This window comes from Chromobacterium sp. S0633, from assembly GCF_024158805.1.
GTDB lineage: Bacteria > Pseudomonadota > Gammaproteobacteria > Burkholderiales > Chromobacteriaceae > Chromobacterium.
The window spans coordinates 16062-39700 of sequence record NZ_JAMZGH010000003.1 but is presented as its reverse complement, the minus strand read 5'-3'; the positions used below and the strand labels follow the sequence as shown (position 1 = coordinate 39700).

The window sequence follows — 23639 nt, the reverse complement described above, 5'->3', positions numbered from 1 at the left end:
ACCCGTCATCGGGGCCAGCATCGCTTGTCCGCATTCAGAAGCGCTCGTCCAGGATAGCGGGCAGGACGATTTCCCGCGCGAAGGAGGCGTCGGACAAATTCAGCAAGGCGCGCGTCAGACTCACCACGTCGTGCAGCGGGATCAGCTGGCCGGCGCCGCGCTCGGCGGCGTGCTCGCGGGGCACGGACAAATCATCCTCCGTATTGAGGTAGCCCAATTGCAGGCAGGTCACGGCCAGGCGCTGCGCGCGGTACTCCTCCCGCAGCGCGTCGGCCATGCCGCTCAAGGCGAACTTGCTGGCGGCGAAAGCCACTTCGGGACGGCCGCTGCGCGGCAGGCCCGAAGTCGACCCCGTCAGGATGAGCTGCGGCTTGGCCGCGCCCGACATGCGCGGCAGCAGATGTTTGAGCAGCAGAATCGTCGAAGCGATATTGACCTGGACCACTTCCATCAGCTCCAGATCCGAACAGCGGGAAAACGCATAGGAGGACTCAAACGCCTCCCGCTCCCAGATCCCCACATTGCACATCACCACGTCCAGCCGTTCCGGCAGCGCGCTCATCACTTGCTCCACGGCCAGCGCCGGCTTGGACAAATCGGCCTCTATCCAGTCCAGCGCAACGCCGGCCGGCGGCTTCAGGTCTTCCGGCCTGCGCCTGGAAACGCCGATCACGCGGTCGCCCTCCCGCCCCAATCCTTCCACAAAAGCCTTGCCAAGGCCCCGGCTCGCTCCAATGATCAGTATATTCACGGCGTCTCCAAAATGAATCTGCGCGGCGGTTCCGCGGCAGTGACAGACGAGAAGGATACCTGATTCGTCAAATTTGTCGGCCACGCCGGCAAAGGGGATAATCGCCGCCCGAACCCCGCATTCAAGGCCTGACACAATGAGCGACGCCGCAATCCGACTTTCAAAACGCATGGTGGAACTGGGCCTGTGCACGCGCCGCGAAGCCGACGCCTGCATCGAGCAGGGTCTGGTGAAAGTGGACGGCCAGATCGTCACCGCGCTGGGCAGCCGGGTGGAGCCGCAGCAGCGCGTCGAACTCCTGGGCCGGCCCGACGCGCAGCGCGACGCGGCGGTCACCCTGCTGCTGCACAAGCCGGCCGGCGCCGAGCCGCTGTCCCTGCTGGGCCCGGACAGCCAGATGCCGGGCGACGTCAGCGGGCTGAGCTGGCTGCCGCGCCATCGCCAGCATCTGCAAGGTGTCGGCGCCGTCGCCGACCGCGCCCACGGCCTGGTGGCGCTGACCCAGGACCGCAAGCTGGCGCAGCGGCTGGCCGATTGCCAGCTGGAATTCCTGATCAATGTCGACGCCGCGCCCGCCGCCGCCGAACTGCAACAAAGACAGAGCGGCCTGCGCCCCGGCGGCAAGCCGCCGCGCGAACTCAAAGTCTCGCGCCAGAGCGACCGACAACTGCGCCTGGTGCTCGCGGCGCGCGACGCGCGCTGGCTGGACGATATCTGCGCCGGCCTGGGCGTCAGCCCGCTGGCGCTGCGCTGCATCCGCATCGGCCGGCTGGCGATAGGCCAGTTGGCGGCCGGGCAGTGGCGTTATGTGCCGGACTTCGAGCGTTTCTGAGAACCTAGCTTCATGCCCAGCGCCAGCGCCGCCGCCGCGTTGCGCGCGGCGCGGCTGACATTGTCCGCGGCCTCGGCCAAGGCCTGTTCCTGGCTGCACGGCCGGCTGACCGCGGCGAACACCGCGTCCAGCCCGTGCGCGTGGGTCAGTTCGCTGCCCGCGCCCAGACAACCGCCTATCGCCAGCACCGGCACCCCATGACGCCGGGCGACGCGGGCGACGCCTATCGGCGTCTTGCCTTGCACGCTCTGGCTATCGATGCGGCCTTCGCCGGTCACCGCCAGATCGGCGTCGGCCAACGCCGCGTCCAGGCCGACGGCCTCGGCGACGATGGCGCTGCCGGAACGCAGCCGGCCGCCCAGGCAGGCCAGCAGCGCGGCGCCCATGCCGCCGGCCGCGCCGGCCCCGGCCGCCTCGGCCGCGGCCACGCCCGACTCGCCCTCCATCAAGACCGCGAAATGCGCCAAAGCCGCATCCAGCGCCGCCACCATCGCCGGCGTCGCGCCCTTCTGCGGCCCAAACACCGCCGACGCGCCGCGCGGGCCGGTCAGGGGGTTGTCCACGTCGCAGGCCACGTCGATGCGGCAGGCCGCCAGCCGCGGGTCCAGCCCGGACAGCTCCAGCCGCGCCAGGCTCGCCAAGGCCGCGCCGCCGGCCGGCAGTTCGCCTCCGTCCGCGTCCAGCAGCCTGGCGCCCAGCGCCTGCAACATGCCGGCGCCGCCGTCGTTGGTGGCGCTGCCGCCTATGCCCAGCACAAAGCGGCGCGCGCCGGCGTCCAGCGCGTCGCGGATCAGATCTCCGGTGCCGTGGCTGCCGGTCAGCAAGGGGTTGCGCCGTTCCGGCGGCAATAAGGCCAGGCCGCTGGCGGCGGCCATTTCTATCACCGCCACGCCGTCCGCGGTCAGCCCGTAGCGCGCGGACAAGGTCTCGCCCAGCGGGCCTCGCGCCGACGCCTCGCGCCACTGGCCGCCCAGGGCGTCCAGCATCGCCTGCACCGTGCCCTCGCCGCCGTCCGCCATCGGCAGCTTGTGGTAGCGGGCGGCGGGAAACACCTGGCGGAAGCCGTCCTCTATCGCCTGGGCCACCTGCAGCGCGCTCAGGCTTTCCTTGTAGGAGTCCGGGGCAATCACGATTTTCATGCGGTTTTCAATCACAAGAGACGACGATGGCAAGATATTAGCGATTGACCAGCCGCGGCGGAATCCGCAGCACCAGCAGCGCGCCGGCCAGCATCACGCCGGACAGAATGTACAGCGCCGGATCCGTGCTGTGAGTCAGGTCCTTGATCCAGCCCACCAGGAAGGGGCTGACGAAGCCGGCCACCTGGCCCAGCGAATTGATCAAGGCCAGCCCGCCGGCGGCGGCCGCGCTGCCGAGAAAGGCGGTGGGCAGCGGCCAGAACATGGACAGGCCGGCCAGCGCGCCCATGGTGGCCAGGCTCAGACCCAGCATGGACAGCCAGACCGCGCCGCCGCTATTGGCCGCCATCAGCAAGCCCAGCACGCCCATCAGCAGCGGCAGCACCACGTGCCAGCGGCGTTCTCCGCGCCGGTCGCCGGAACGGCCGACCCAGACCATGAAGAAGCAGGCGGCCAGATAAGGCAGCGCGCTGAGCCAGCCGATGACGCCGGCGCTCTGGAAACCCAGACCCTTGATGATGGACGGCAGCCAGAAGTTGATCGCGTACACCCCCATCTGGATGGCGAAATAGATCGCGCCCAACATCCACACATTGACGTTGCGCAGCACGCTGGCGAAGGACTGCTCCACCGGCCGCTGCGCCGAGCGCCGCGCCTCGTCGTCGATCAGCGCCTGCCGCATCGCCGCTTTCTCTTCCGCGCTCAGCCAGCGCGCCTCGGCGATGCCGTCGTTCAGATAGAAATACACGCCCAGGCCCAGCAACACCGTGGGCAGGCCTTGCAGCAGGAACAGCCACTGCCAGCCGGCCAGGCCGCCTTGGCCGGCGGCGAAATGCTGCAGCATCCAGCCGGACAGCGGCCCGCCCAACACGCCGGACACCGGGATGGCCGACATGAACAGCGCCATCACCTGGCCGCGCTTGTCGGCCGGAAACCAGCGGGTGAAGTACAGCACGATGCCGGGAAAGAAGCCGGCCTCGGCCACGCCGGTGAAAAAGCGCAGCGTGTAGAAGGACTGCGGCGTGGACACGAACATCAGACAAGCGGACAAGGTGCCCCACACCAGCATCAGCAAGGCGATCCAGCGCCGCGCGCCCACCTTGTGCAGCATCAGATTGCTGGGCACGCCGCACAGCACATAGCCGATGAAAAAAATGCCGGCGCCCAGGCCGTAGACGGTTTCGCTCAAGCCCAGCGCGTCCAGCATCTCCAGCTTGGCGAAGCCGACGTTGACGCGGTCCAGATAGTTGAACAGATAACAAACGAAAATGAAGGGAATCAGCCGCCAAACGGCTTTCTTGTAAGCGCCGGCCAGAATGTCCTGCCGCGGCGCGCTCAGGGTATCGCTAGGGTTCACATCCATCTCCTCTGCGCGCGGGGGCTCCCCCTCCGGCGCGTCTCCTTGGTTCTGATGAATATTGTTTTTGTATCGCGTCGCTCATTCTGGTCAGCGCCAACGGAAAATACTTCGTGCAGACGTCTGGTTTATGCGCGGGAATTGCCGGAATATATTATGCAAACGCACAAACCCTGGACGCGCCATGCCCATTCTGACCGCCGAACTCGCGCAGGACATCGTAAGCCGCACCATGCGCATCATTCCGTTCAACGTGAACGTGATGGACGCCCAAGGCGCGATTCTGGGCAGCGGCGACGCCGGCCGGCTGGGGCAGTTGCACGACGGCGCGCTGCTAGCGCTGGCGCAACGACGCACGGTGGAAATAGACGAGGCCACCGCCGGCAAGCTGCACGGCTCCCGTCCCGGCATCAATCTGCCCTTGCACGTGAACGGCCGCATCGCGGGCGTGGTCGGCCTGACCGGCCAGCCGGAGCAGGTTCGCCAGTTCGGCGAACTGGTGCGGCTGACCGCCGAGATGATTCTGGAGCAGGCGCAGTTGCAGCGGGCGCTGCAACACGACGCGCGCCAACGCGAAGCCTTTGTGCTGGAATGGATACGCGGCGAGCCCGGCGCGGCGCTGGACGCCTGGGCGCAGCGTCTGGGGCTGCGCTTGGAACAGCACCATGTGGCGCTGAGCCTGCAACTGGACGAAGAGGGCTTGGCCGCCGATCAGGCCCAGGCGGCGCTGCAACAGCTGCAATCGGCGCTGGCGGCGCGCTGGCCGCGCTTGCTGAGCGCGGCCACCGGCCCTTACGAGCTGGTGCTGGTGGAGGCTTGCGAGGAGGAAGGCGAAGCCGAACGCGAAGCGCTGCTGCAACGCCGGCTGCGCGCGCTGGCCGCCTGGCTGGAAGAAACGGCGGCGCCCGGCTTCCGCCTGGGCATGGGCATTGCGCTGCCGGGGCGGGACGGCGCGGCCCAATCCTGTCTCAGCGCCCGCGCCGCCGCGCGCATCGGCCGGCAACGGCAGCCCAAGCGGCGGGCGCACAGCTATTACGAACTGGCGCTGCCGGTGCTGCTGTCCGGCCTGGATCACGGCTGGCAGGCCCAGCAATTGCGGCAGCCGCTGCAAAGGCTGGAACAGGCCGGCAAAAGCGGACTGCGCCGCACCGCCGAGGCCTGGTTCGCCCACCAGTCCCACCCCGGCGCCACCGCGCGGGCGCTGCACATCCACCGCAACACGCTGGACTACCGGCTGGGCCGCATCGCCGACATCACCGGACTGGACCTGCAGCGTCACGAGGACCGTTTCCGGCTCTACGTCGCGCTGCTGCTGGGGTGACACTCGCTCGTCGACGGCCTCGGCCTCGGGCTACCGGCCGATGCGCTTGAGCCGCGCCGGCTTGGCCCCCTGCTGCGCCAGCGCGATTTCCAGCAAGGTCTCCAGATGCTTATGCGCAGTCCATGACTGCGGCAACGAAACAAGACCAAGACGGCGTATGGACACTTTTTGAGAGGCAGGCTCCAAGCCTGTCTCTAGTATTGCCCCCTGTCGCGATGCCCGAGATCGCCCTCACCGCACAGGACCGCCATATGCCTTCCATCCCCTTTTTCTCAAGTCGCCCCTCCCAGCAGCCTAGCCCGATTGAAGCGCAACTGCTCGCCAACGCAAAAACCCCGGCAGAACGCCGTGAAACGGAAAATCTGTTTGCTCAGGTGAAACAAATACGCAATGCACCCGATTCGTCGGCATCCACGCTTTCGCCCCCCGCCTTTCCCCTCACCTTGAAAAACGTTCTGCTGAGCGGCCTGTATGTCCAGGCCGGGGTTCAACCGCTTCTCAACCGCGAATCGCCGTTGCTTCCAGCGTCCTCCGCGCCATCCGCCCTCCCCTCGGCGCTGGTCCAGGTCCACAGCCAGCCCTCTTCCCGCTCCGCGCCTCCACAGCCGGAAACGCCCCTGCTCCGCCAAGCGCGCCATGTCGTTCCCAAACCCAAGACCACGACCACGACCGCTGCGCCTGACGACGTCAAGATCGTTAAGATGTTTGATTTTTCCTGCATGAACGAAGGCGAGAATCTGTCCTTCGCCCAAGTGCTGCGCCAAATCGGCAAAACCTTGCGCAACCCCATCACCGCACTGGCCACGGAAAGCAAGCATGTCGACAGCTGGAGACAGGGCCGCGGCTGCGCCACGTCCGAGGAGATCTCGGCCATCACCGACATCACCGAGAAAGTCGACGCCATCACCTCGCAAGTCCTGACGCTGCTGCCAGGCAGCCAGCCCTTGGCCATCGCGCAATACATCGTCGGCCCTCTGCTGGAGCATGCAGCCAATGATCTGGAAGGCAAACCCACCTCGCGGGAAGAAGAACTCAACCTGTTGCAGCAAGTGACCCAACAAGCCCGCTTCAGCATTGATGGGATGAGCCATGCCGAGCGGCAGCGCTTGCAAACCGCGCCCCAGCCTGGCGGCAAGGCTTCAGGAATAGACCTGCCGGCATTCCATCTCAAAAACGGTCGTAACCACATCAAACTCAAAGCCAACGGCAAACACCATGACGTCGCCTTGTTGGAGAAGGATGGCCGCAGCTTTGCGCAAATCCCGGCCAAGCAGCAGGGAAAGTTCGCTAACCGCGAAGTCTATTTCAACCATCTCGCACAGGAATGGCGCTTGCTGGGCGATGGCAAATTCCGGCATTTCAGCAAGCAGGAACAATTAGCCGCCCATAAACTGGCGCTGGGTCCGCATCACTTGCATCGCTCCAGCAGCGCGAACACGCCTCATGTCTACAGCGTTCACAACTCCTTCACAGCGCAACCGGCACGGCTTGAAGCCATCGAGCTGTTTGGCCGCCTGGTGCCTTACCGTCATGAACTCACCACCGGCAAGGAATACATCTACGATGCCCGCCGGCCTGACGCCGCGCCCCTGGAAGTGGAAAATCGTCTGGGCGAATGGCATATCAAGCACGGGCTCACGCGACAGCCCGCTCCCGAACTGCGCGCGGCCATCGCCAAGCACGACATCGCGCCGCTGGCCCTGGACGAGCGCCAGCTTTCCACGCCCAATCACTTCGGCATCCAGCGCACCGGCGATGGCCAATACGTCCTGGCCATCGACCAGCAGTACTACCCCGTTCAACGGCACGGCAAGCAAGTGCAGCTTGGGAGCGCCCGCAATCTGCAGATCGAGCTGAGCGCCCACGGCAAGCGCGTCGAGGTGGGATTGGCCAAACCAGCCAGCCGGGACAATCCCGCATTCAAACTGGTTGACATGCCTATCATCGGCAAGCCGCTGAAAATCCGCGCCGCGCGCAAGGCCATAGGCAAGGCGCTGCCGGTTGCGCAAACCAAAATCGCCAATGCGATCCAGGCCTTGAACCGCTCCGACCTTCGCCCCCAGGTCCAGTTGGCGGAGGAGGCCTATTTCGGCAAAACCTTCCATCAGGACCCGAAACGCTTGGCGCAGCTGGGCAAATATCTGGACCAGATCCAGGGCGATCTGGCGCGCATCGACACCGCCAACTTCAATTTCGACAGCCGGGTCGGCTCTCCCACCACGGTGGCGGAACTCTCCAGGGAGCAATACCAGATGCTGGCCCGCAAACCCAAATCAAAAATCATCAATGTTGGCCGCGATGGCTTCTACGCCTATTACGAACGGATGGGCAAAAACCCGAGCGCGGTCGCCGATGTGCTGATCCACGAGCTGTCGCATGGCGGCCCCAACACGCTGGACTTCGCTTATGTCGGTACGCAAAAGCAGGCCCGCGTCGGCGATGTCGATGTATTTGAACTGATCAACCTGGCCAATAAGCATATCGAGAAGGATAGCCGCTACGGCGGCGCCGACCTGCCGCAGATCGATAACATCAATATTGAGTTCAAAGGGCTCAAGAACGCCGACTCCATCGCCCAGTTCGTCTCCTTCCTGGGCAAGGCGGACAGCGACCCTGCCGGTTTCGAGCGCGACTACCAAACACTGAAGGCCGCCGCCGACCGCTCTGACCATTTTCAGCAACGCCTGCCGGAAGGCGTGCCGGTGAGCCGCAACCGCCGCTCCATTGAGACCCCGGTCCCGTCACTGCCGCCGTTGCTGTTGCTAGTGGAACGACAAAGCGGCCGTTATCACTTGTATCGTCCGCTCGCAGGCTGATTCACCTGGCCCGCCGCCGGGCAGGGTCCGATCTCCCTGCCCGGCCCGCCGATGCGCTAAACTGTTCGGTTTAGACTTCTTGCGTAATCCCTCATGGGCCAGCCCTCTGCCACTCCCCCCCTCTCCCGCCGGCTGGCCTGGATCGCCGCCGCCGGCTGCCTTGGCTACTATCTGCTGCTGGCGCTGCGTCCGGCCTGGCTGGAAGCCAAACTCGCCGGCTGGCCGGCGTCCGTCCTGCTGGCGCTGGCCATGTTCCTGCTGTTCTTCCTGCTGGCCGCCGGCTACGCGCTGGCCGCCGGCCGCGCCGACGACTCGGAGCGCGCATGAACCACGCGTCCGCCTTTTTCCTATTGTTCGTGCTGCTGACGCTGGCCATCACCGCCGCCGCCGCGCGGCGCACCGCCTCGGCCGGCGATTTCTACACCGCCGGCGGCCGCATCCGCGGCTGGCAGAACGGGCTGGCGCTGGCCGGCGACTACCTGTCGGCGGCGGCCTTCCTCGGCGCCGCCGGCCTGTATCTGTCCCAGGGCTACGACTCTCTGGCCTACGCCGTCGGCACCCTGGCCGGCTGGCCGCTCTTGCTGCTGCTGTTGGCGGAAAAGCTGCGCGGCAGCGGCTGCTACACCGCCGCCGCGGTGCTGGGCCGGCGCTTCGACCACGACGGGGTGCGGCTGGCCGCCAGCGTCAACTCGCTGACGGTGACGCTGTTCTACCTGATCGTGCAGATGGTGGGCGCCGGCAAGCTGATCGAGCTGCTGTTCGGCCTGCCCTATCTGGCCGCGGTGAGCCTGGTGGGCGCGCTGATGGTGCTCTACGTGGCGCTGGGCGGGATGTTGGCCACCACCTGGGTGCAGATGGTCAAGGCGGTGCTGATGTTCGGCTGCGCGCTGTTGCTGGCCGGCGGCGTGCTGGCGCGCTTCGGCGGCGATCCTGCGCGGCTGTTCGCCGCCGTGGAGGCCTTGCGCGGGCCGCAGGCCTTCCTGCCCAGCCCGGCGCTGAGCGATCCGCTGGAAGTGCTGTCGCTGGGCCTGGGCCTTTGCCTGGGCCTGCTGGGCCTGCCCCATGTGCTGATGCGCTTCTTCACCGTGCCTGACCGCCGCGCCGCGCGCCAGTCCGCCTGCTTCGCCACCGGCCTGATCGCGCTGTTCTTCGCCGTCAACATCGTCATCGGCTACGGCGCGCTGGCCTTGGTGGGGCCGGAACCCGGCTTCCACGATGCCGCCGGCAAACTGCTGGGCGGCGGCAATATGGCCGCCATCCACCTGGCCACCTTGCTGGGCGGACCGGCCTGGCAGGGCCTGGTGGCGGCGGTGGCCTTCGCCACCATCCTGGCGGTGGTGTCCGGCCTGGCCATGGCCGGCGCCAGCGCCATCAGCCACGATCTCTACGCGGTCTGGTGGCGGCGCGGCCGCGTCGACGCCCACGCCGAATTGCGCGTGTCGCGCTGGGCCACCGTCGGCCTGGGCTTGCTGGCCCTGCTGCTGTCCACGCTGTTCCAGCAGCAGAACATCGCCTTCCTGATGGGCCTGGCCTTCGCCATCGCCGCCTCGGCCAATTTTCCGGTGCTGCTGCTGGCCCTGCACTGGCCCGGCCTCAGCGCGCGCGGCGCGCTGTGGGGCAGCCTGGGCGGGCTGGCCGCGGCGGCGGCGCTGATCGTGGCCGGCCCGGCGGTATGGGTGGGCATGCTTGGCCACGCCAAGCCGCTGTTTCCCTACGCCAACCCGGCGCTGTTCTCTGTGCCGCTGGCCTTTGCGCTGGCTTGGCTGGGTTCGCGCCGCGGCGCAACGGCGGTATCATCGGCTAGCGATACTTCTCACCGACCCTGACACTCATGACCACACTGACTCTTTACGGCAACCGACTGTCCGGCCACAGCTACAAGGTGCGCCTGGCGCTGATGCTGGCCGATGTTTCCCATGATTACGTCCATGTGGACCTGGAGCTGCCGCGCGAACAGCGGCCGGAGGATTTCCGCGCCGCCAGCCGTTTCGGCGAAGTGCCGGTGCTGGTGGCCGACGGCACCGCGCTGTGCCAGTCCAACGCCATTCTGCAATGGCTGGCCAATAATTTCGGCCAGCTCAGCGGCGAGCACGGCAGCCGCGAAACCGTGCGCGAATGGCTGAGCTGGGAAGCCAACCGCGTCGGCCTGTCGGTGCCCAATCTGCGCTGGTCGCGGATGAACCGGCTGCCTCAGCCGGAGGTGGAAGCCTGGCTGGAACAACGCGCGCGCGCCGATCTGGACGCCCTGGACGCCGCCCTGGCCGAACAGCCCTATCTGGCCGGCCAGCGGTTGAGCATCGCCGACCTGTCCGCCAGCGCCTATCTGTGGTGGCTGGCCGACGCCGGCCTGGACATCGCCGCTTGGCCTCAAGTCCGGGCCTGGCTGGAACGCATCGCCCAGCAGCCGGGCTGGCAGCACCCCGATGTGCTGATGGCGCCGGACATTCCCGACTAAGCCCCCACGGAGCCCCGCCATGTCGTCCCGTCCCGATTGCATCCGACACTGGAGCGAGCTGATCGAAGCCCGCTCGCAAAGCTATCCCGACAGCCGGGAGCCGCTGGCGCGCGGCGCGGCGCTGGGCAAGCATTACGGCTTCGCCCGCCTCGGCATCCATCACGAACTGCTGGAGCCGGGCCAACGCACCAGCTGGCCGCACGCCGAAAAAACCGAGGACGAATTCGTCCATGTGCTGGAGGGCGAGCCCGACGTCTGGCTGGACGGCGCGCTTCACCGGTTGCGGCCCGGCGACTCGGTCGGCTTCAAGGCCGGCACCGGCCTCGCCCACACCTTCATCAACAATAGCGATAAGCCGGTGCGCCTGCTCTGCGTCGGCGACGTCAACCGCGACGACAATCAGGTGCACTACCCGCTGCACCCGGCGCGCAACGCCGCCATCGGCCCGCAGCACTGGAGCGACGCGCCCGAGCGCCCGCAGGGCGATCACGACGGCCTGCCCGATCTGCTGCGCGCGGCCGGAGGCCCTTTCTGACATGCACGATTTTCTCCAAGCCGCCGCGTCCCTGATCGGCCCCGCCCATCTGCTGACCGAGGCCGCCGACACCGCCCCCTACACGCTGGACTGGCGCCGCCGCTACCAGGGCCGGCCGCTGGCGGTGGCCTTGCCCGGCAGCACCGCCGAGGCGGCCGAGCTGGTCAAGCTCTGCCGCCGCCATCAGGTGGCCATCGTGCCGCAAGGCGGCAACACCTCCACCTGCGGCGCGGCCACGCCGGACGCCAGCGGCCGCCAATTGGTGGTGGCGATGCGGCGGCTGCGCGCCGTGCGCAAGCTGGACGCGGACAACAACGCCGTCACCGTGGAGGCCGGCGCCACGCTGCGCGAGGTGCAGCTGGCGGCGGAACAGGCCGGACGGCTGTTTCCGCTGTCGCTGGCCTCGGAAGGCAGCTGTCAGATCGGCGGCAATCTGTCCACCAACGCCGGCGGCGTCGCGGTGCTGCGCTACGGCACCATGCGCGAACTGACGCTGGGCCTGGAAGTGGTGCTGCCGGACGGCCGGGTGCTGGACGCGCTGGCCGGCCTGCGCAAGGACACCACCGGCCTGGACCTCAAACAATGGTTCATCGGCGCCGAGGGACAGCTGGGCCTGATCACCGCCGCCACGCTGAAGCTGTTTCCGCTGCCCAGCGCCCGCGCCACCGCGCTGATCGGCGTGAACGACATCGAAACCGCCATCGTCTGGCTCAACGGCCTGCGCCAACGCTTCGACGACCGCCTCACCGCCTTCGAGGTGATCGAGGCCGACTGCCAACAGGCAATCGAACGCCACCGCCCCGGCCAATTGCCGTTCACCGCGCCGTGGCTGCTCTTGATCGAGCTGTCCGACGGCGGCGACGACGCCGCGCTGAACGAGGCGCTGCTGGACTGGCTGGCCGGGCAAAGCCCGCGCGACGGCGTGGTGGCGCAAAGCGAGGCCGAGCGCCGCAAGCTGTGGCTGCTGCGCGAGGAGATTTCGGAAATCCAGAAACAGGACGGCCCCAGCATCAAGCACGACATCGCCGTACCCACCTCGGCGCTGCCGCAATTGGTGCGCGACTGCGGCGCCGCGCTGCGCCGCGCTTATCCCGGCGTGCGCATCGTCGCCTTCGGCCACGCCGGCGACGGCAATCTGCACTACAACATCAGCTATACCCGGCCCGGCAACGTCGATCTGTTCGACGACGAGGCGGCGGTCAACGCCATCGTCTACGACCACGTCTACCGCCTGGGCGGCACGCTGGCGGCCGAACACGGCATAGGCCAGCTCAAGCCCCAGTGGCTGGAGCGCTACAAGGACCCGCTGGCGCTGGAGCTGATGCGCGCGCTCAAGGCCGCGCTGGACCCGGAGCGGCTGATGAATCCGGGCAAGTGGCTGTGATGGATTGCCCCGCCCCGCTCAGCCCTTAAGATCCGGATCGCCCGACAAGGCGCTCGCCAAGCGCGCCAGCGGCGCCGTCCAGTCCCCAGCCTCGCTTTGGCGGAACAGACGATGCCGCGGATACCAGGGCGTGGTTTCGCTCTCCAGCCCCCAGCGCCAGTCGGCGTGCCGCGCCGACAGCAGCAAGGCGCAAGGCAGCCCCAAAGCGCCGGCCAGATGGCCGAAGGCGGTGTCCACCGTCACCAGTCCGTCCAGCTCCGCCAGCAAGGCGGCGCTGGCGGCGAAGTCCGCCAACTCATCGCCCAGGGCCGGCAGGCCGCGCGCGCGCAGCCAATCGCGCTCGGCCTGGTTCAGCTCCGGCTGCAAGGCCAGCCACTGAACACCGGGCAAGGCCAGCAGAGGAAGCAACGCCTCCGGGCCCGGCAAGGAGCGGCAATGGTCGAACTCGTGCTCCGGCCGGCCGCGCCACACCAGGCCCAGCTTGCGGCCGCCGGCCGGCAAGCGCGCGCGCCAGGCGGCGCGGCCGGCGTCGTCGGCGCGCAGATAGGCCGGCGCTGGCGCTGGCTCCGGCTGCAAAAGGCCGGGCAAACTCATGGAAAACACATGGCAATCGTGTGCCGGCCACGGACCGGCCAGATCGCTTATCGGCAGCCACTCCACCGGCCAGCCCTGCGCTTGCAGCAAGGGCAGCAGGACAGGCCGGCAGGCGACGATCACGCGCGCCGGCCCGCGCCCCAGCAGCAGCGGCAGGTAACGCGCCGTCTGCAAGGCGTCGCCGTAACCCTGCTCGAACCACAGCAGCAGACGGCGGCCGGCCAAGGCCTCGCCGCGCCAGCGCGGTGAGCTCAAGGCCGGCGACGGCGTGGTTTCCAGCCGCGCCTCGTGCAAGGGCCAGCCCTCGCCCCAGCGTCCCTGGGTCAGCAGCAAATAGCCCAGATTGCGACGCAGCCCGGCGTGCAGCGGCTGAGCGTCCAGCCCCGCGCGCAGCGTAGTTTCGGCCTCTTCCCAACCGCCTTGCTGCGCCAGAGCCAGCGCCAATTGCTGATGAGCGTCCGCGTCCGACGGCTCCAGCGCCAAGGCGCGGCGCGCCAGCGGCTCCGCCTCCTCGCTGCGCCCCTGCCGCCACAAACACAGGGCCAGATTGCCCAGCACCTGCGCCTGTTCCGGCGCGCGCTCCGCCGCCGCGCTCAAGCAGGCCTCGGCCTCGGCCCAACGCCGCTGCGCCTGCAACAACAAGCCCAGATTGCTCAGCGCGCCGGCATGGCTCGCCTCCAGCGCCAGCGCCCGGCGCAACAGCGTTTCCGCCTCGGCCCGCTCCCCGCGCTCCGCCAGCCTTTGTCCCAGCAGATTGAGCGCGTCCACGTCGTCCGGCGCGCAGGCCAGCGCCCGGCGCAAGCAGTCCTCGGCCTCCTCCGGCCGCAGCCGATACAATAAACGGCCCAGATTGAAGCAATGAACGGCGGACTGCGGCCGCAGCCGCAGGGCCAGCCGATACTGGGCTTCGGCTTCGTCCAGCCGTCCCGCCTCCTCCAGCAAGACGCCCAGATTGCCTTGGCAGGCGGCGTGCTCCGGACGCTGCGCCAGTTCCGCGCGGTAATGCGCCTCCGCCTGCGCCAACTGGCCTTGCGCCATCAGGCAGCGGCCCAGATTGTAATGGGCGTCCGGCGTCCGCGGATCGCATTGCAGCGCCTGGCGCCAGCACTGCTCGGCCATGGCCAGTTGCTCCAGCCGCGCCGCGCATACGCCCAGCAGATTCCACAATTCGGCATTGTCGGCCTGGGCCTGCAAGCCGCTTTGCGCGGCCAGCAAGGCGCCGTTCAGATCGCCGGCGGCCAATAAGGCGCCGGCGCGCAAGGCGTGGGAAGTCGGTTCGGTCATAAGTTTTCAGCGCCCGGAACGCAAGCGCCCCGGCCCCGTTCCGATTAAGCGCTTTTTGAAATCAGCGGAATATCGTCTCCCGCATAGTAACCAGCATCTCTCCTTGATGAAAACGCCCTTTGCCGTGCTCCGCCTGAATTTCCTCCACGCGCGGCGGCCTTTTCACAGGGTGGGCGGCAAGAACGCTGCCTGCCGGCTGGATGCTGGGGCCGGCTGAGCCGCCGCCTATGAAAACGGCCGGGGAGCAAGCTCCCCGGCCGTGTGTTCTCGCTCTCGCCGTTTTACAAACGGAATTTGTCGAACTCGGCGTTCATCTTGCCGGCATTGAGCGACAAGCCGGTCAGCGTGCTGCTGACGTTCTGCAAGGAGTCGTCGTTTTCCAGCACATGGCCGTTGATCGCCTCCGAGCTTTGCGCAATCAAGGTGGTCGCCTTGTGCTGCTCGCTGGTGGAATCCGAAATCTCGTTCATCTTGGCCACCACGTCCAACATGGACGCGCGGATTTCCTCGATCTTGGCCACCGCTTCGCGGGTCAGTTCCACGCCCTCGTCCACCGCGGCCACGGTCTGGTTGACGTCGTTGACCGCGCGGCCGGTTTCGTCGCGGATGGCGCTGACCATATTGGAGATTTCCAGCGTGGCCTGGGCGGTGCGCTCGGCCAGCTTGCGCACCTCGTCCGCCACCACCGCGAAACCGCGGCCCTGTTCGCCGGCGCGCGCGGCCTCGATCGCCGCGTTCAAGGCCAGCAGATTGGTCTGGTCGGCGATGTCGCGGATCACATTGGTGATGCCGGAAATTTCCTGAGAGCGCTTGTCCAGCGAGGACAACATGGTTTCCAGGCCGCGCACCGACTGCACCGTGCCCTCCATGCCGCTGGACAGCCTTTGCATATTGCTGGCGCTGGCCTCCAGGCTGGCGCCGGTCAGGCTGGTCAGCTCGTCGGCCTGGCGCGCGCTGTCGGCGATGTGGGAGATGGACACCGTGATCTGCTCCAGCGTGGCCGCGTTGGACGAGGACACATCGGAAATATGGCGCGAGCTGTCCGCCACGCCGGCCACCAGCTGGCTGGCGTCCTGCACCCCGTTGACCACGCCGGCGGCGTCCTGCTTCAGGCCGCGGAACAGCTGGGCCAATTGGGCGACGAAGGTGTTGAAGGCGCGCGCGGTGGCGGCGATTTCATCCTGGCCGTCGTCCTTCAGCCGCAAGGTCAGATCGCCCTCGCCGTGGGAAATGTCCTCCATCGCGTTCTTCAGCCGCACCAGGCCGGCCAGCATGCGGCCTATCACCAGACTCGCCAGCGGGATCATCAGCACGAACACCAGCGCGGTCAGGCCGGCGATGGTGTACAGCAGCGTGGTCAGCGGCGCCAGCACGGTGGCGCGGTCCGCCGCCAAGGCCATCACCCAGTTGGTGCCGGGGATTTCCTGCGCCGACAACAGCATGGCCTGGCCGCCGATCTGCACTTCCGACGCCTGGTCGTGGCTGACGATATCCGCCAGCCGTTCCGGCGTCAGTTCCGGCGCCACGCTGGTGATGGGCTTCAGCGCCAGATCGGTTTGCGGATGGGCGATCACCGTGCCCTTCTTGTCCATGATGAAGGCGTAGCCGTTGCCGCGCACTTTCAGGCCCAGCACCGATTTCACCAGCGTGTCCACCATCACGTCGCCGCCCACTACGCCGGCGAAAGCGCCGTTGTGGTTGAAGGGCGCGGAAATGGTCACCGTCAGTTTCTTGGTGGCTTCGTCCAGATAGGGGTCGGTCACCACCGCCTGGCCGCTGTCCTTGGCGCGCTTGTACCAATCGCGGTCGGCCACCTTGTAGTCGGCCGGCGCCGTCCAATCATCGGAAAACAGCGAGCGGCCGTCGGCGTAGCCGGCGTAGTTGACGTTGAAACCGCCGGCCTTGGCGCCGGTCTTGAGGAAGCGGAGGGCGTCGGGCTCGGACGCCATCGTGCTCTGCGCGACAATCTGCTGTTTCTTCTCGCCCAGCCAGGTGGTCACCACCGCGCTTTGTCCCATCAGGCTGGCCTCGAACTCCTGATCCAGGCCCTGCAATATTTCCGTGCGCATCTGCACGAAGACGATGACCACCAGCACCAAACCAAACAGCGCCATCAATAGCGCGTTCAGGGCGATCAGCCGGCTACGGAGCGATTTCATAACAGTCCTTTTTCTCGCGTGATTGACAACCATGGTTTTGATGCCCCGCCTTGCCGCGCGACACTCCCCTTACCGTTGGCAGCCAATTGTTATTGTTGGTTTATCTTCGGCCAGTTTAACGGATGTAACCCGTTTTAAATATCAAATATGGGTACAGTTGTGACAGATTATGATTTTGTTTGATCAAACACAGGAGCAAGGGAAGACGCGCGCCGGACGGCGGGCAAAAAAAACCCCCTGCGGTTTGACAACGGCAGGGGCCAACACGAGGAAGAAACGTCGTCCGGCAGACCGGCCGACATTTCGAGGGGCTAACACCTCAAAACCATACGGTTTTCAGTGCAGCCGCCACTGTAGCGTAATTACTCTATTCAGTCCAGTCCATTCCGCGACCGACGTCAGGAACGCCAGCGAAAATCGCGGAACTGCTCGCGCAGCCGCACCTTCTGCAATTTGCCGGTGGCGGTGTGCGGCAGCTCCTCGACGAAGGCCACATCGTCCGGCGTCCACCATTTGGCGATCTTGCCTTCGTAAAAGCCCAGCAGCTCCTCCGCCGTGGCGCTGGCGCCGGGCTTGAGCACCACCACCATCAGCGGCCGTTCGTCCCATTTGGGGTGTGGAATGCCGATGGCCGCCGCCTCCGCCACCGCCGGGTGGCCCACCAGGATGTTTTCCAGCTCGATGGAGCTGATCCACTCGCCGCCGGATTTGATCACGTCCTTGGTGCGGTCGGTGATGCGCATGAAGCCGTCGGCGTCTATGGTCACCACGTCGCCGGTGTTGAACCAGCCGTCGGCGCTGTGGCTGGCGTCCAGTTCGCGGCGGAAGTATTGCGACAACACCCACAGGCCGCGCACCTGCAAGTTGCCGAAGGCCACGCCGTCGTGCGGCAGCGGCTTGCCGGCGTCGTCCACGATGCGGAGTTCGACGCCGTAGATCGGCCGCCCCTGCTTGGACAGCAGCGCATGCAGCCGGGACGGCTCCAGGCCCTCGTGCTTGAGCTTGGGCGTGCCGGTGGTGCCGCAGGGGGACAGCTCGGTCATGCCCCAGAGCTGGCGCATTTCCACGCCGTGCTCGGCCAGTTGTTCGATCATGCTTTCCGGCACCGCCGATCCGCCGGCGATCACCCGCTTCAGGGAATGCAGCTTCAGATGGTTCTTCTGGCAATGCTGCAACAGCATCATCCACACCGTCGGCACCCCGGCGGTGACGGTCACCTGCTCGCTCTCGATCAGCTCGTACAGATTGACGCCGTCCAGCTTGGGTCCGGGCAGCACCAGCTTGCTGCCGTTCATGGTGCAACTGTAGGGCAGGCCCCAGGCGTTGACGTGGAACATCGGCACCAACGGCATCACGCAGGCGCGGGCCGAGATGCCGAAACTGTCCGGCAAGGCGCTGCCGTAGGCGTGCAGCACGGTGGAGCGATGCGAGAACAGCACGCCCTTGGGGTTGCCGGTGGTGCCGGAGGTGTAGCACAGGCTGGATGCGGCGTTTTCGTCCAGCAACGGCCACTGGTACTGGTCGCTGTGGCTGTTGACCAGATCTTCGTAGCACAAGAGATTGGACAGCGGCGTCTGCGCCGGCATATGCGCCTTGTCCGTCATCAGCACGAAGGCCTCCACCGTGTCCAGTTGCGGCGCGATCTGCTCCACCAGCGGCAGGAAGCTCAGGTCGAACATCAGCACCCGGTCTTCCGCGTGCTGGACGATCCAGGCGATCTGTTCGGCGAACAGCCGCGGGTTCACCGTGTGGCACACCGCGCCGTAGCCGGACACGGCGAAGTAAGTCTCGTAATGGCGGTAGCCGTTCCAGGCCAGGGTGCCGACGCAGTCGCCCTGGCGCACGCCCAGCGCCGCCAGCGCATTGGCCAGTTGGCGCGCGCGCCGCGCCGCCTCGCGGTAGGTGTAGCGATGGATGGGCCCCTCCACGGTGCGCGACACGATGGGCGTGTCGCCATGGTAGGTTTCGGCGTGGCGCAGCAAGTCGGAAATCAGCAAAGGCCGGTCCATCATCTGTCCGCGAAGCATGGTAGTCCCCTCCATTGGCATGGTTATGGACATTCACCATACGGCGGCTAGAGTGGACGCTCCAATCAATTTTTCTGATGGCGCGGCCAAGCCGGATTTATACCCTCGTCATGATCCGGTAATTGAAGAACAAAGACCGCTACAATCCGCATCCTGCCCATTGGCGGCAGGCAGCCGCGCTGTAGCAATGCAACAGGCCTGGCTTCAACTCTTCACCGGCTTCTTCGCCAGCATCCGCTGCAAAGTGCGCCTGTGCATGTTCAAGGCGCGGGCGGTGGCGGAGATGTTGCCGTCGTTTTCGCTGAGCACCCGTTGCAGATGCTCCCAGGTCACCCGCCGCAGCGACATCGGCTGCGGCGTCAGCGGCAGCTCGGGATTGGCCTGCTGCTGTTCGAAGGCGGCCAGGATTTCGTCCACCGTCGCCGGCTTGGCCAGATACTGCACCGCGCCCAGCTTGGTGGCCTCCACCGCGGTGGCGATGCTGGCGTAGCCGGTCAGAATCAAAATGGCGCTGCGCGGGCAGGCGGCGAGCAAGGCCGGCAGCAGGCGCAGCCCGCTGTCGCCGTCCAGGTTCAAATCCAGCACGATGCGCGCCGGCGCGTCGCCGGCCAATTCCAAGGCCTGCGCGGCGGTTTGGGCCGCCGCCACTTCAAAACCGCGCCGGCTCAGGGAGCGCGCCAGAATGGCGACGAAGGCCTCGTCATCGTCCACCAAGAGAAAATCCAGCATCAGGCTCCTTCCTTATCGTCCGCCAGCAAGGGCAGGCGCACCTGCGCGTGCACGCCGCCCTCCGGCCGGTTCAGCAAACGCAGCGAACCGCCCAGCCGCGCCAGCGTCGCATGGCTCAGCATCACGCCCAGGCCCATGCCCACCGGCTTGTCGGACGGCAGCGGGGTCAGGCCGGCGCGCTCCAGCTGCTGCTCGGTCAAACAGCCCTGATGGTTGACGATGTCCAGCAGCAAGGCTCCCTGCTCCAGCCGCGCCGCCACCGTCAGTTCGCCGCCGCCGGCTTCGGCCGCGTTGTTGATCAGATTGAAAAACGCCGGCCAGAACGCCGGGTCCAGCGTCGCCAGCGGGTCCGGCCCGCGCGGCGTCTGCCAGTCCAGCCTCACGTCCGGCCGCAGCGAGCGCCAGCCGGCCAGGCGCTCGGCCAAGGCCGCGAACAGCGCGGTCTCCCCCGGCGCGGACTCCGAACCCAGCTTCAAGCGCGCCAGCGCGCTGCCGCAATTGGCCAGCTGCGCCTTCATCAGCAGCAAGTCTTCCATCAGCTCGGCGTCCCGCTGCCGCGTGGCCAGCAACTCGTCCACCAGCAGCGTCATGGTGTTCAAGGGCGTGGACAACGAGTGGGCGGCGCCGGCCGCCTGCATGCCCACCGCCAGCAATTGCTCGTCGCGCAGCTGAGTTTCCCGCGCCGTCGCCAGCGCCGCCTCGCGCAGGGCCAGCTGCCGCGCCAGCCAGGACACGAAGCCGGCGATCAACAGCGCCGACAGCGCGAAGCTCAACCACATCCCGGTCAGATGCATGGAGAAGATGTGCAGCGCGTTGCCGTGGTCCACCGGCCAGCTCAGATGCCACTCGAACAGCAGGCCGTAGGCGGCGACGCTGGCCAGCGCCAGCGCCCAGGCGAACAGGCCCGGCGACAACAGCGCGGCGAACAGCACCGGCGGCAAAAACAGCGAAGCCAGCGGATTGGCCGCGCCGCCGGTGAAGGCCAGCAACTCGGTCAGCACCAGCACATCGGCGGACAAGCCCAAACGCAAGGCCAGCAAGGGGTCGCCGCCGCGGCGCAGCCACCACGGCAGGCAGACGTTGACCGCGGCCAGCGTCAGCAGCGCCTGGGACAGCAAAGGCCAGGGCAGGTAGACGTGCTGCCACCAGCAGACCAAGGCCACGGTGGAGCCCAGCAGCAGCATCAGCCAGCGCAGCCAGCCTATCAGCCGCGCCGAGCGCGCGATGTCAGCGGTCAGGCCCAGGCGGGGGGAGGAAACGGGGAATCCGGCAATCATGGCCGACACTTTATCACCATGCGCCGAACAGGGGCGCTGCGACACTTTGCCGCATTGGGCCGCCGCAACTCGCAACCTAGAATTGTCACCTCTAAATTTGTTAACGTTAGTTTCTAAAAAATGACTAAAAAACCGTATTTGCTGCCGATTCCCCTGGCGCTCGCCGTCGGCCACGCCTTTGCTCAGGAACTGCCGGAATTCCGCGGCGAGGAAGTGCTGGTCACCGCCACCAAGGCGGAACAGCCGCTGAAAATGTCGGTGGACCCGCGCGCGCCGCGCCAGCCGCTGCCGTCCGCCGACGGCGCCGGCCTGCTCAAGGGCCTGCCCGGCTTCAACGTGATCCGCAAAGGCGGCGCCTCCGGCGACCCGCTGCTGCGCGGCCTGGGCGGCTCCCGCCTGGCCATCCTCGCCGACGGCAACTTCGTGTTCGGCGGCTGCGGCGGCCGCATGGACCCGCCCACCGCCTATCTCTATCCGGACGCCTATGACGAGGTGAACGTGGTCAAGGGCCCGCAAAGCGTCAAGCTCGGGCCCGGCCTGATCAGCGGCGGCGTCAACTTCGAACGCAAGACCAAGCGCTTCGACGAGGCCGGCGTGCGCTTCAACGGCAGCCTGACCGGCGGCAACGCCGACCGCAACGATGCCTACGCCGACGCCGCCTTCGGCTCCAGCCTGGGCTATGTGCGCGCCATCGCCAGCCGCAATCACGGCGGCGACTACAAGGACGGCAACGGCGCCAAGGTCCACTCCAGCTTCGACCGCGACAGCCAGACCCTGATCGCCGGACTGACCCCGGACCGGGACACCACGCTGGAACTGGCTCTGGACCGCAGTCGCGGCCAGGCCGCCTACGCGGACCGAGGCATGGACGGCAGCAAGTTCGACCGCGACGCCTGGAGCTTCAAGGCCGAGCGCCGCAATCTCAGCGGCTGGCTGGACGCCGTGCGCCTGCAACTGGGCCATAGCGAAGTGGACCACGTGATGGACAACTACTCGCTGCGCCCGCAGACCGCGCCGGCGGACCGCGCGGCGATGAATCCCGACCGCAGCGCCGACACCGGCCGCCTGGCCGCCGACATGGCCTTCGGCGACTGGGAAGTCAGCGCCGGCTTCGACTGGCTGCGCGACCGCCACCGCAGCCGCATGGGCAAAGGCCCCAACGTCGGCCAATACGTGGATCAGCCGCGCACGCCCAATCAGAGCTTCGACAACCACGGCGTCTACGCCGAAGCCAGCCACCCGCTGGGCGCGGGCGGCAAACTGATTGCCGGACTGCGCCGCGACCAGACCCAGGCGGTGTTCGAGGCCAAGGCCGCCGCCATGGGCAAGCCGGCCCAAGCGCGCCAGGAAACCCAGTACCAGCTCAACGCCGGCTTCCTGCGTTACGAACACACGGCGGGCAGTTGGACCCGCTACGTCGGCCTGGGCCAAGCCGAACGCGCGCCTGACTTCTGGGAGCGCAACAAGAGCTCGACGCTGAACAGCGAAACCAACCGCCAACTGGACGCCGGCCTGCTCTACCGCGACGACAAGCTGCAAGGCTCGCTGTCCGCCTACGCCAGCCGCGTGCAGAACTTCATTCTGGTGGAAGGCGACGCCGGCGCCATCGGCGGCAAGGCCCGCAATATCGACGCGCGCCGCTACGGCTTCGAAGGCGACCTCAGCTGGCGCTTCGCGCCGGAATGGACGCTGTCCGGCAGCCTGGCCTGGGTCTGGGCCGCCAATCTCGATGAAAACCGTCCGCTGGGCCAGACCCCGCCACTGGACGCCAAGGCGGCGCTGAAATGGGACAACGGCAAATACGCGACCGGCCTGACCGTGCGCGGCGTGCAGCGCCAGGACCGCGTGGCGCCCGGCCAGGGCAATATCGTCGGCACCGACATCGGCGCGACCCCGGGCTTCGGCGTGGTGTCGCTGGACGGCGGCATGAAGCTGAACAAGCACGCCAAGCTCTTGTTCGGCGTCGACAACCTGTTCAACAAGGCCTACGCCGAAAGCGTCAGCAAGGGCGGCGCGATGGTGGCCGGCTACGACCGCACCCTGCAGGTCAACGAGCCGGGCCGCACAGTGTGGGGCCGCGTGCAACTTCAGTTCTGAGAACGTGTTTACAATCTTGCGAGCGAAGGCGGGACAAGGCGAAAACCGCTGAGAAAGCGGGGTGTACACACGGTATATGAGCATTTCGACGTTGTGCTCGCCGCGCCACGTCTCACGACGCGCAGCAGATCGTAAACAGATTCTGAGCACGCGGCCTCTCGCCGCCATGCCTCCAGTCTGCTAGGCTGGAGGCCTTTTGCCACCGCCCAAACCTCGACCGCCGGATGAAAACGCCCTATCTGAAAATACTCGCCTGCGGCCTGACCCTGTTCATCCTGCTGGGTCCGCTGGTGGCCTTGCTGGCCAGCGGCGTGGTGCCGATGATGGCTTATTTGATGGGCGCGATTCCGGCGCTGGGCTTCGGCCTGCTGCTCTGCCTGCTGCGCATGCTGCTGGCCCGGCCCATCGCCGGCTGGCAGCAAGGCTGGCCGCGCTGGCTGCTGGCCCTGGTCGCCTTCCTGCCCGGCGCCTTCAGCGGCAGCGTGGTCACCTTCGTCTACGCCCGGCTGGCCGAGCCGCTGCTGTACAACGACCTGATGAACCTCTATCTGGGCGCGATGGCCGGCGGCGTCTGCAATGCGCTGTTCTGGCTGATGCGCTTCGGCGCGCCTAAACGCCCGAGCTAGACAAAAAGAAAGCCCGCCGAAACCGGCGGGCCGCAACCAAATGTAGAACGCTGGCTGCGTCAGGGCCAGCGTCGCCAGCATAGCCGGATTCCCCCTCTGCTCCCATGCGGCGAATTGCCGCAGTCCCAGAGCGTGCTCCAAGCCTCGCCTGCAAGACGAAAACGGCTGAGAAAGCGGAATGCACAAGTGCCGCATGAGCGTTTCGAATGCTGCGCTCGCCGCGCCACGTCTCACGAAGCGCAGCGGACTTTAGCAC

At 67.0% G+C, this 23639-nt stretch carries 18 protein-coding genes; 10 read left to right on the top strand and 8 right to left on the bottom strand.

Annotated elements, in window-relative coordinates:
* Positions 1-34: 34 nt before the first annotated feature.
* Positions 35-751, bottom strand: a complete 717-nt coding sequence (locus NK214_RS02315; RefSeq protein ID WP_107800646.1) for an SDR family oxidoreductase — start codon at positions 749-751, stop codon at positions 35-37.
* A 136-nt stretch (positions 752-887) separates the two neighbouring features.
* On the opposite strand from NK214_RS02315, the gene NK214_RS02310 reads away from it, so the two are divergent.
* Entirely contained in the window at positions 888-1583 is a 696-nt protein-coding gene (locus tag NK214_RS02310) for a S4 domain-containing protein (RefSeq protein WP_235086357.1), read from the top strand.
* On the opposite strand, the gene NK214_RS02305 is transcribed toward NK214_RS02310, so the two are convergent.
* Both NK214_RS02305 and NK214_RS02300 read right to left on the bottom strand, forming a co-directional pair.
* Positions 1556-2722 (bottom strand): glycerate kinase, encoded by a 1167-nt coding sequence (locus NK214_RS02305; RefSeq protein ID WP_253313684.1) that lies wholly within the window; start codon positions 2720-2722, stop codon positions 1556-1558. The two genes, NK214_RS02310 and NK214_RS02305, sit on opposite strands and share 28 nt — an antisense overlap.
* A gap of 37 nt (positions 2723-2759) precedes the next feature.
* Positions 2760-4079, bottom strand: coding sequence for an MFS transporter (locus NK214_RS02300; protein WP_227105050.1), 1320 nt, complete (start codon positions 4077-4079; stop codon positions 2760-2762).
* A gap of 184 nt (positions 4080-4263) precedes the next feature.
* Here NK214_RS02300 and NK214_RS02295 point away from each other — a divergent pair, with 184 nt between their 5' ends.
* The 7 genes from NK214_RS02295 (at position 4264) to NK214_RS02265 (ending at position 12590) form a co-directional block, all read left to right on the top strand.
* The gene (locus NK214_RS02295; RefSeq protein ID WP_107800650.1) at positions 4264-5400 is read left to right on the top strand and encodes a sugar diacid recognition domain-containing protein; all 1137 of its coding nucleotides are present in this window, start codon (positions 4264-4266) and stop codon (positions 5398-5400) included.
* Between the two features lie 251 nt (positions 5401-5651).
* Positions 5652-8216 carry a hypothetical protein gene (locus tag NK214_RS02290; RefSeq protein WP_253313683.1) on the top strand — a complete coding sequence of 855 codons (2565 nt, stop codon included), beginning with the start codon at positions 5652-5654 and terminating at the stop codon, positions 8214-8216.
* Positions 8217-8309: 93 nt separating this feature from the next.
* Positions 8310-8543, top strand: coding sequence for a DUF485 domain-containing protein (locus NK214_RS02285; RefSeq protein WP_253313682.1), 234 nt, complete (start codon positions 8310-8312; stop codon positions 8541-8543).
* Complete coding sequence (locus NK214_RS02280) at positions 8540-10042, top strand: sodium/solute symporter (RefSeq protein WP_253313681.1); 1503 nt, start codon at positions 8540-8542, stop codon at positions 10040-10042. The genes NK214_RS02285 and NK214_RS02280 overlap by 4 nt, the downstream gene beginning before the upstream one ends.
* A gap of 5 nt (positions 10043-10047) precedes the next feature.
* On the top strand, positions 10048-10671 hold the full coding sequence (locus NK214_RS02275; protein ID WP_227105058.1) for a glutathione S-transferase family protein: 624 nt from the start codon (positions 10048-10050) through the stop codon (positions 10669-10671).
* Positions 10672-10690: 19 nt separating this feature from the next.
* Positions 10691-11206: a cupin domain-containing protein gene (locus NK214_RS02270; RefSeq protein WP_107800656.1), complete on the top strand. Its 516-nt coding sequence runs from the start codon at positions 10691-10693 to the stop codon at positions 11204-11206.
* 1 nt (position 11207) lies between these two features.
* Positions 11208-12590, top strand: coding sequence for an FAD-binding oxidoreductase (locus NK214_RS02265; RefSeq protein ID WP_253313680.1), 1383 nt, complete (start codon positions 11208-11210; stop codon positions 12588-12590).
* 18 nt (positions 12591-12608) lie between these two features.
* On the opposite strand, the gene NK214_RS02260 is transcribed toward NK214_RS02265, so the two are convergent.
* The 5 genes from NK214_RS02260 to NK214_RS02240 form a co-directional block, all read right to left on the bottom strand.
* On the bottom strand, positions 12609-14468 hold the full coding sequence (locus tag NK214_RS02260; protein WP_253313679.1) for a tetratricopeptide repeat protein: 1860 nt from the start codon (positions 14466-14468) through the stop codon (positions 12609-12611).
* A gap of 281 nt (positions 14469-14749) precedes the next feature.
* On the bottom strand, positions 14750-16627 hold the full coding sequence (locus tag NK214_RS02255; protein ID WP_227105066.1) for a methyl-accepting chemotaxis protein: 1878 nt from the start codon (positions 16625-16627) through the stop codon (positions 14750-14752).
* A gap of 398 nt (positions 16628-17025) precedes the next feature.
* Positions 17026-18654, bottom strand: coding sequence for a 3-(methylthio)propionyl-CoA ligase (locus NK214_RS02250; RefSeq protein ID WP_253313678.1), 1629 nt, complete (start codon positions 18652-18654; stop codon positions 17026-17028).
* Positions 18655-18858: 204 nt separating this feature from the next.
* Positions 18859-19383, bottom strand: coding sequence for a response regulator transcription factor (locus NK214_RS02245; protein ID WP_107800663.1), 525 nt, complete (start codon positions 19381-19383; stop codon positions 18859-18861).
* Positions 19383-20660: an ATP-binding protein gene (locus tag NK214_RS02240; RefSeq protein ID WP_227105070.1), complete on the bottom strand. Its 1278-nt coding sequence runs from the start codon at positions 20658-20660 to the stop codon at positions 19383-19385. Before NK214_RS02240 ends, NK214_RS02245 begins: the two co-directional genes overlap by 1 nt.
* 120 nt (positions 20661-20780) lie before the next feature.
* On the opposite strand from NK214_RS02240, the gene NK214_RS02235 reads away from it, so the two are divergent.
* Both NK214_RS02235 and NK214_RS02230 read left to right on the top strand, forming a co-directional pair.
* Positions 20781-22757: a TonB-dependent copper receptor gene (locus NK214_RS02235; protein WP_235086341.1), complete on the top strand. Its 1977-nt coding sequence runs from the start codon at positions 20781-20783 to the stop codon at positions 22755-22757.
* A 224-nt stretch (positions 22758-22981) separates the two neighbouring features.
* Positions 22982-23383 (top strand): hypothetical protein, encoded by a 402-nt coding sequence (locus tag NK214_RS02230; protein ID WP_107800666.1) that lies wholly within the window; start codon positions 22982-22984, stop codon positions 23381-23383.
* The last annotated feature ends 256 nt before the right edge of the window (positions 23384-23639 follow it).

Bases quoted from the DNA above. Each gene is read 5' to 3' on its own strand.
- NK214_RS02310 (WP_235086357.1), top strand. From the start codon at position 888: ATGAGCGACGCCGCAATCCGACTTTCAAAACGCATGGTGGAACTGGGC.
- NK214_RS02305 (WP_253313684.1), bottom strand. From the start codon at position 2,722: ATGAAAATCGTGATTGCCCCGGACTCCTACAAGGAAAGCCTGAGCGCG.
- NK214_RS02295 (WP_107800650.1), top strand. From the start codon at position 4,264: ATGCCCATTCTGACCGCCGAACTCGCGCAGGACATCGTAAGCCGCACC.
- NK214_RS02290 (WP_253313683.1), top strand. From the start codon at position 5,652: ATGCCTTCCATCCCCTTTTTCTCAAGTCGCCCCTCCCAGCAGCCTAGC.
- NK214_RS02285 (WP_253313682.1), top strand. From the start codon at position 8,310: ATGGGCCAGCCCTCTGCCACTCCCCCCCTCTCCCGCCGGCTGGCCTGG.
- NK214_RS02280 (WP_253313681.1), top strand. From the start codon at position 8,540: ATGAACCACGCGTCCGCCTTTTTCCTATTGTTCGTGCTGCTGACGCTG.
- NK214_RS02275 (WP_227105058.1), top strand. From the start codon at position 10,048: ATGACCACACTGACTCTTTACGGCAACCGACTGTCCGGCCACAGCTAC.
- NK214_RS02270 (WP_107800656.1), top strand. From the start codon at position 10,691: ATGTCGTCCCGTCCCGATTGCATCCGACACTGGAGCGAGCTGATCGAA.
- NK214_RS02265 (WP_253313680.1), top strand. From the start codon at position 11,208: ATGCACGATTTTCTCCAAGCCGCCGCGTCCCTGATCGGCCCCGCCCAT.
- NK214_RS02260 (WP_253313679.1), bottom strand. From the start codon at position 14,468: ATGACCGAACCGACTTCCCACGCCTTGCGCGCCGGCGCCTTATTGGCC.
- NK214_RS02255 (WP_227105066.1), bottom strand. From the start codon at position 16,627: ATGAAATCGCTCCGTAGCCGGCTGATCGCCCTGAACGCGCTATTGATG.
- NK214_RS02250 (WP_253313678.1), bottom strand. From the start codon at position 18,654: ATGCTTCGCGGACAGATGATGGACCGGCCTTTGCTGATTTCCGACTTG.
- NK214_RS02245 (WP_107800663.1), bottom strand. From the start codon at position 19,383: ATGCTGGATTTTCTCTTGGTGGACGATGACGAGGCCTTCGTCGCCATT.
- NK214_RS02240 (WP_227105070.1), bottom strand. From the start codon at position 20,660: ATGATTGCCGGATTCCCCGTTTCCTCCCCCCGCCTGGGCCTGACCGCT.
- NK214_RS02235 (WP_235086341.1), top strand. From the start codon at position 20,781: ATGACTAAAAAACCGTATTTGCTGCCGATTCCCCTGGCGCTCGCCGTC.
- NK214_RS02230 (WP_107800666.1), top strand. From the start codon at position 22,982: ATGAAAACGCCCTATCTGAAAATACTCGCCTGCGGCCTGACCCTGTTC.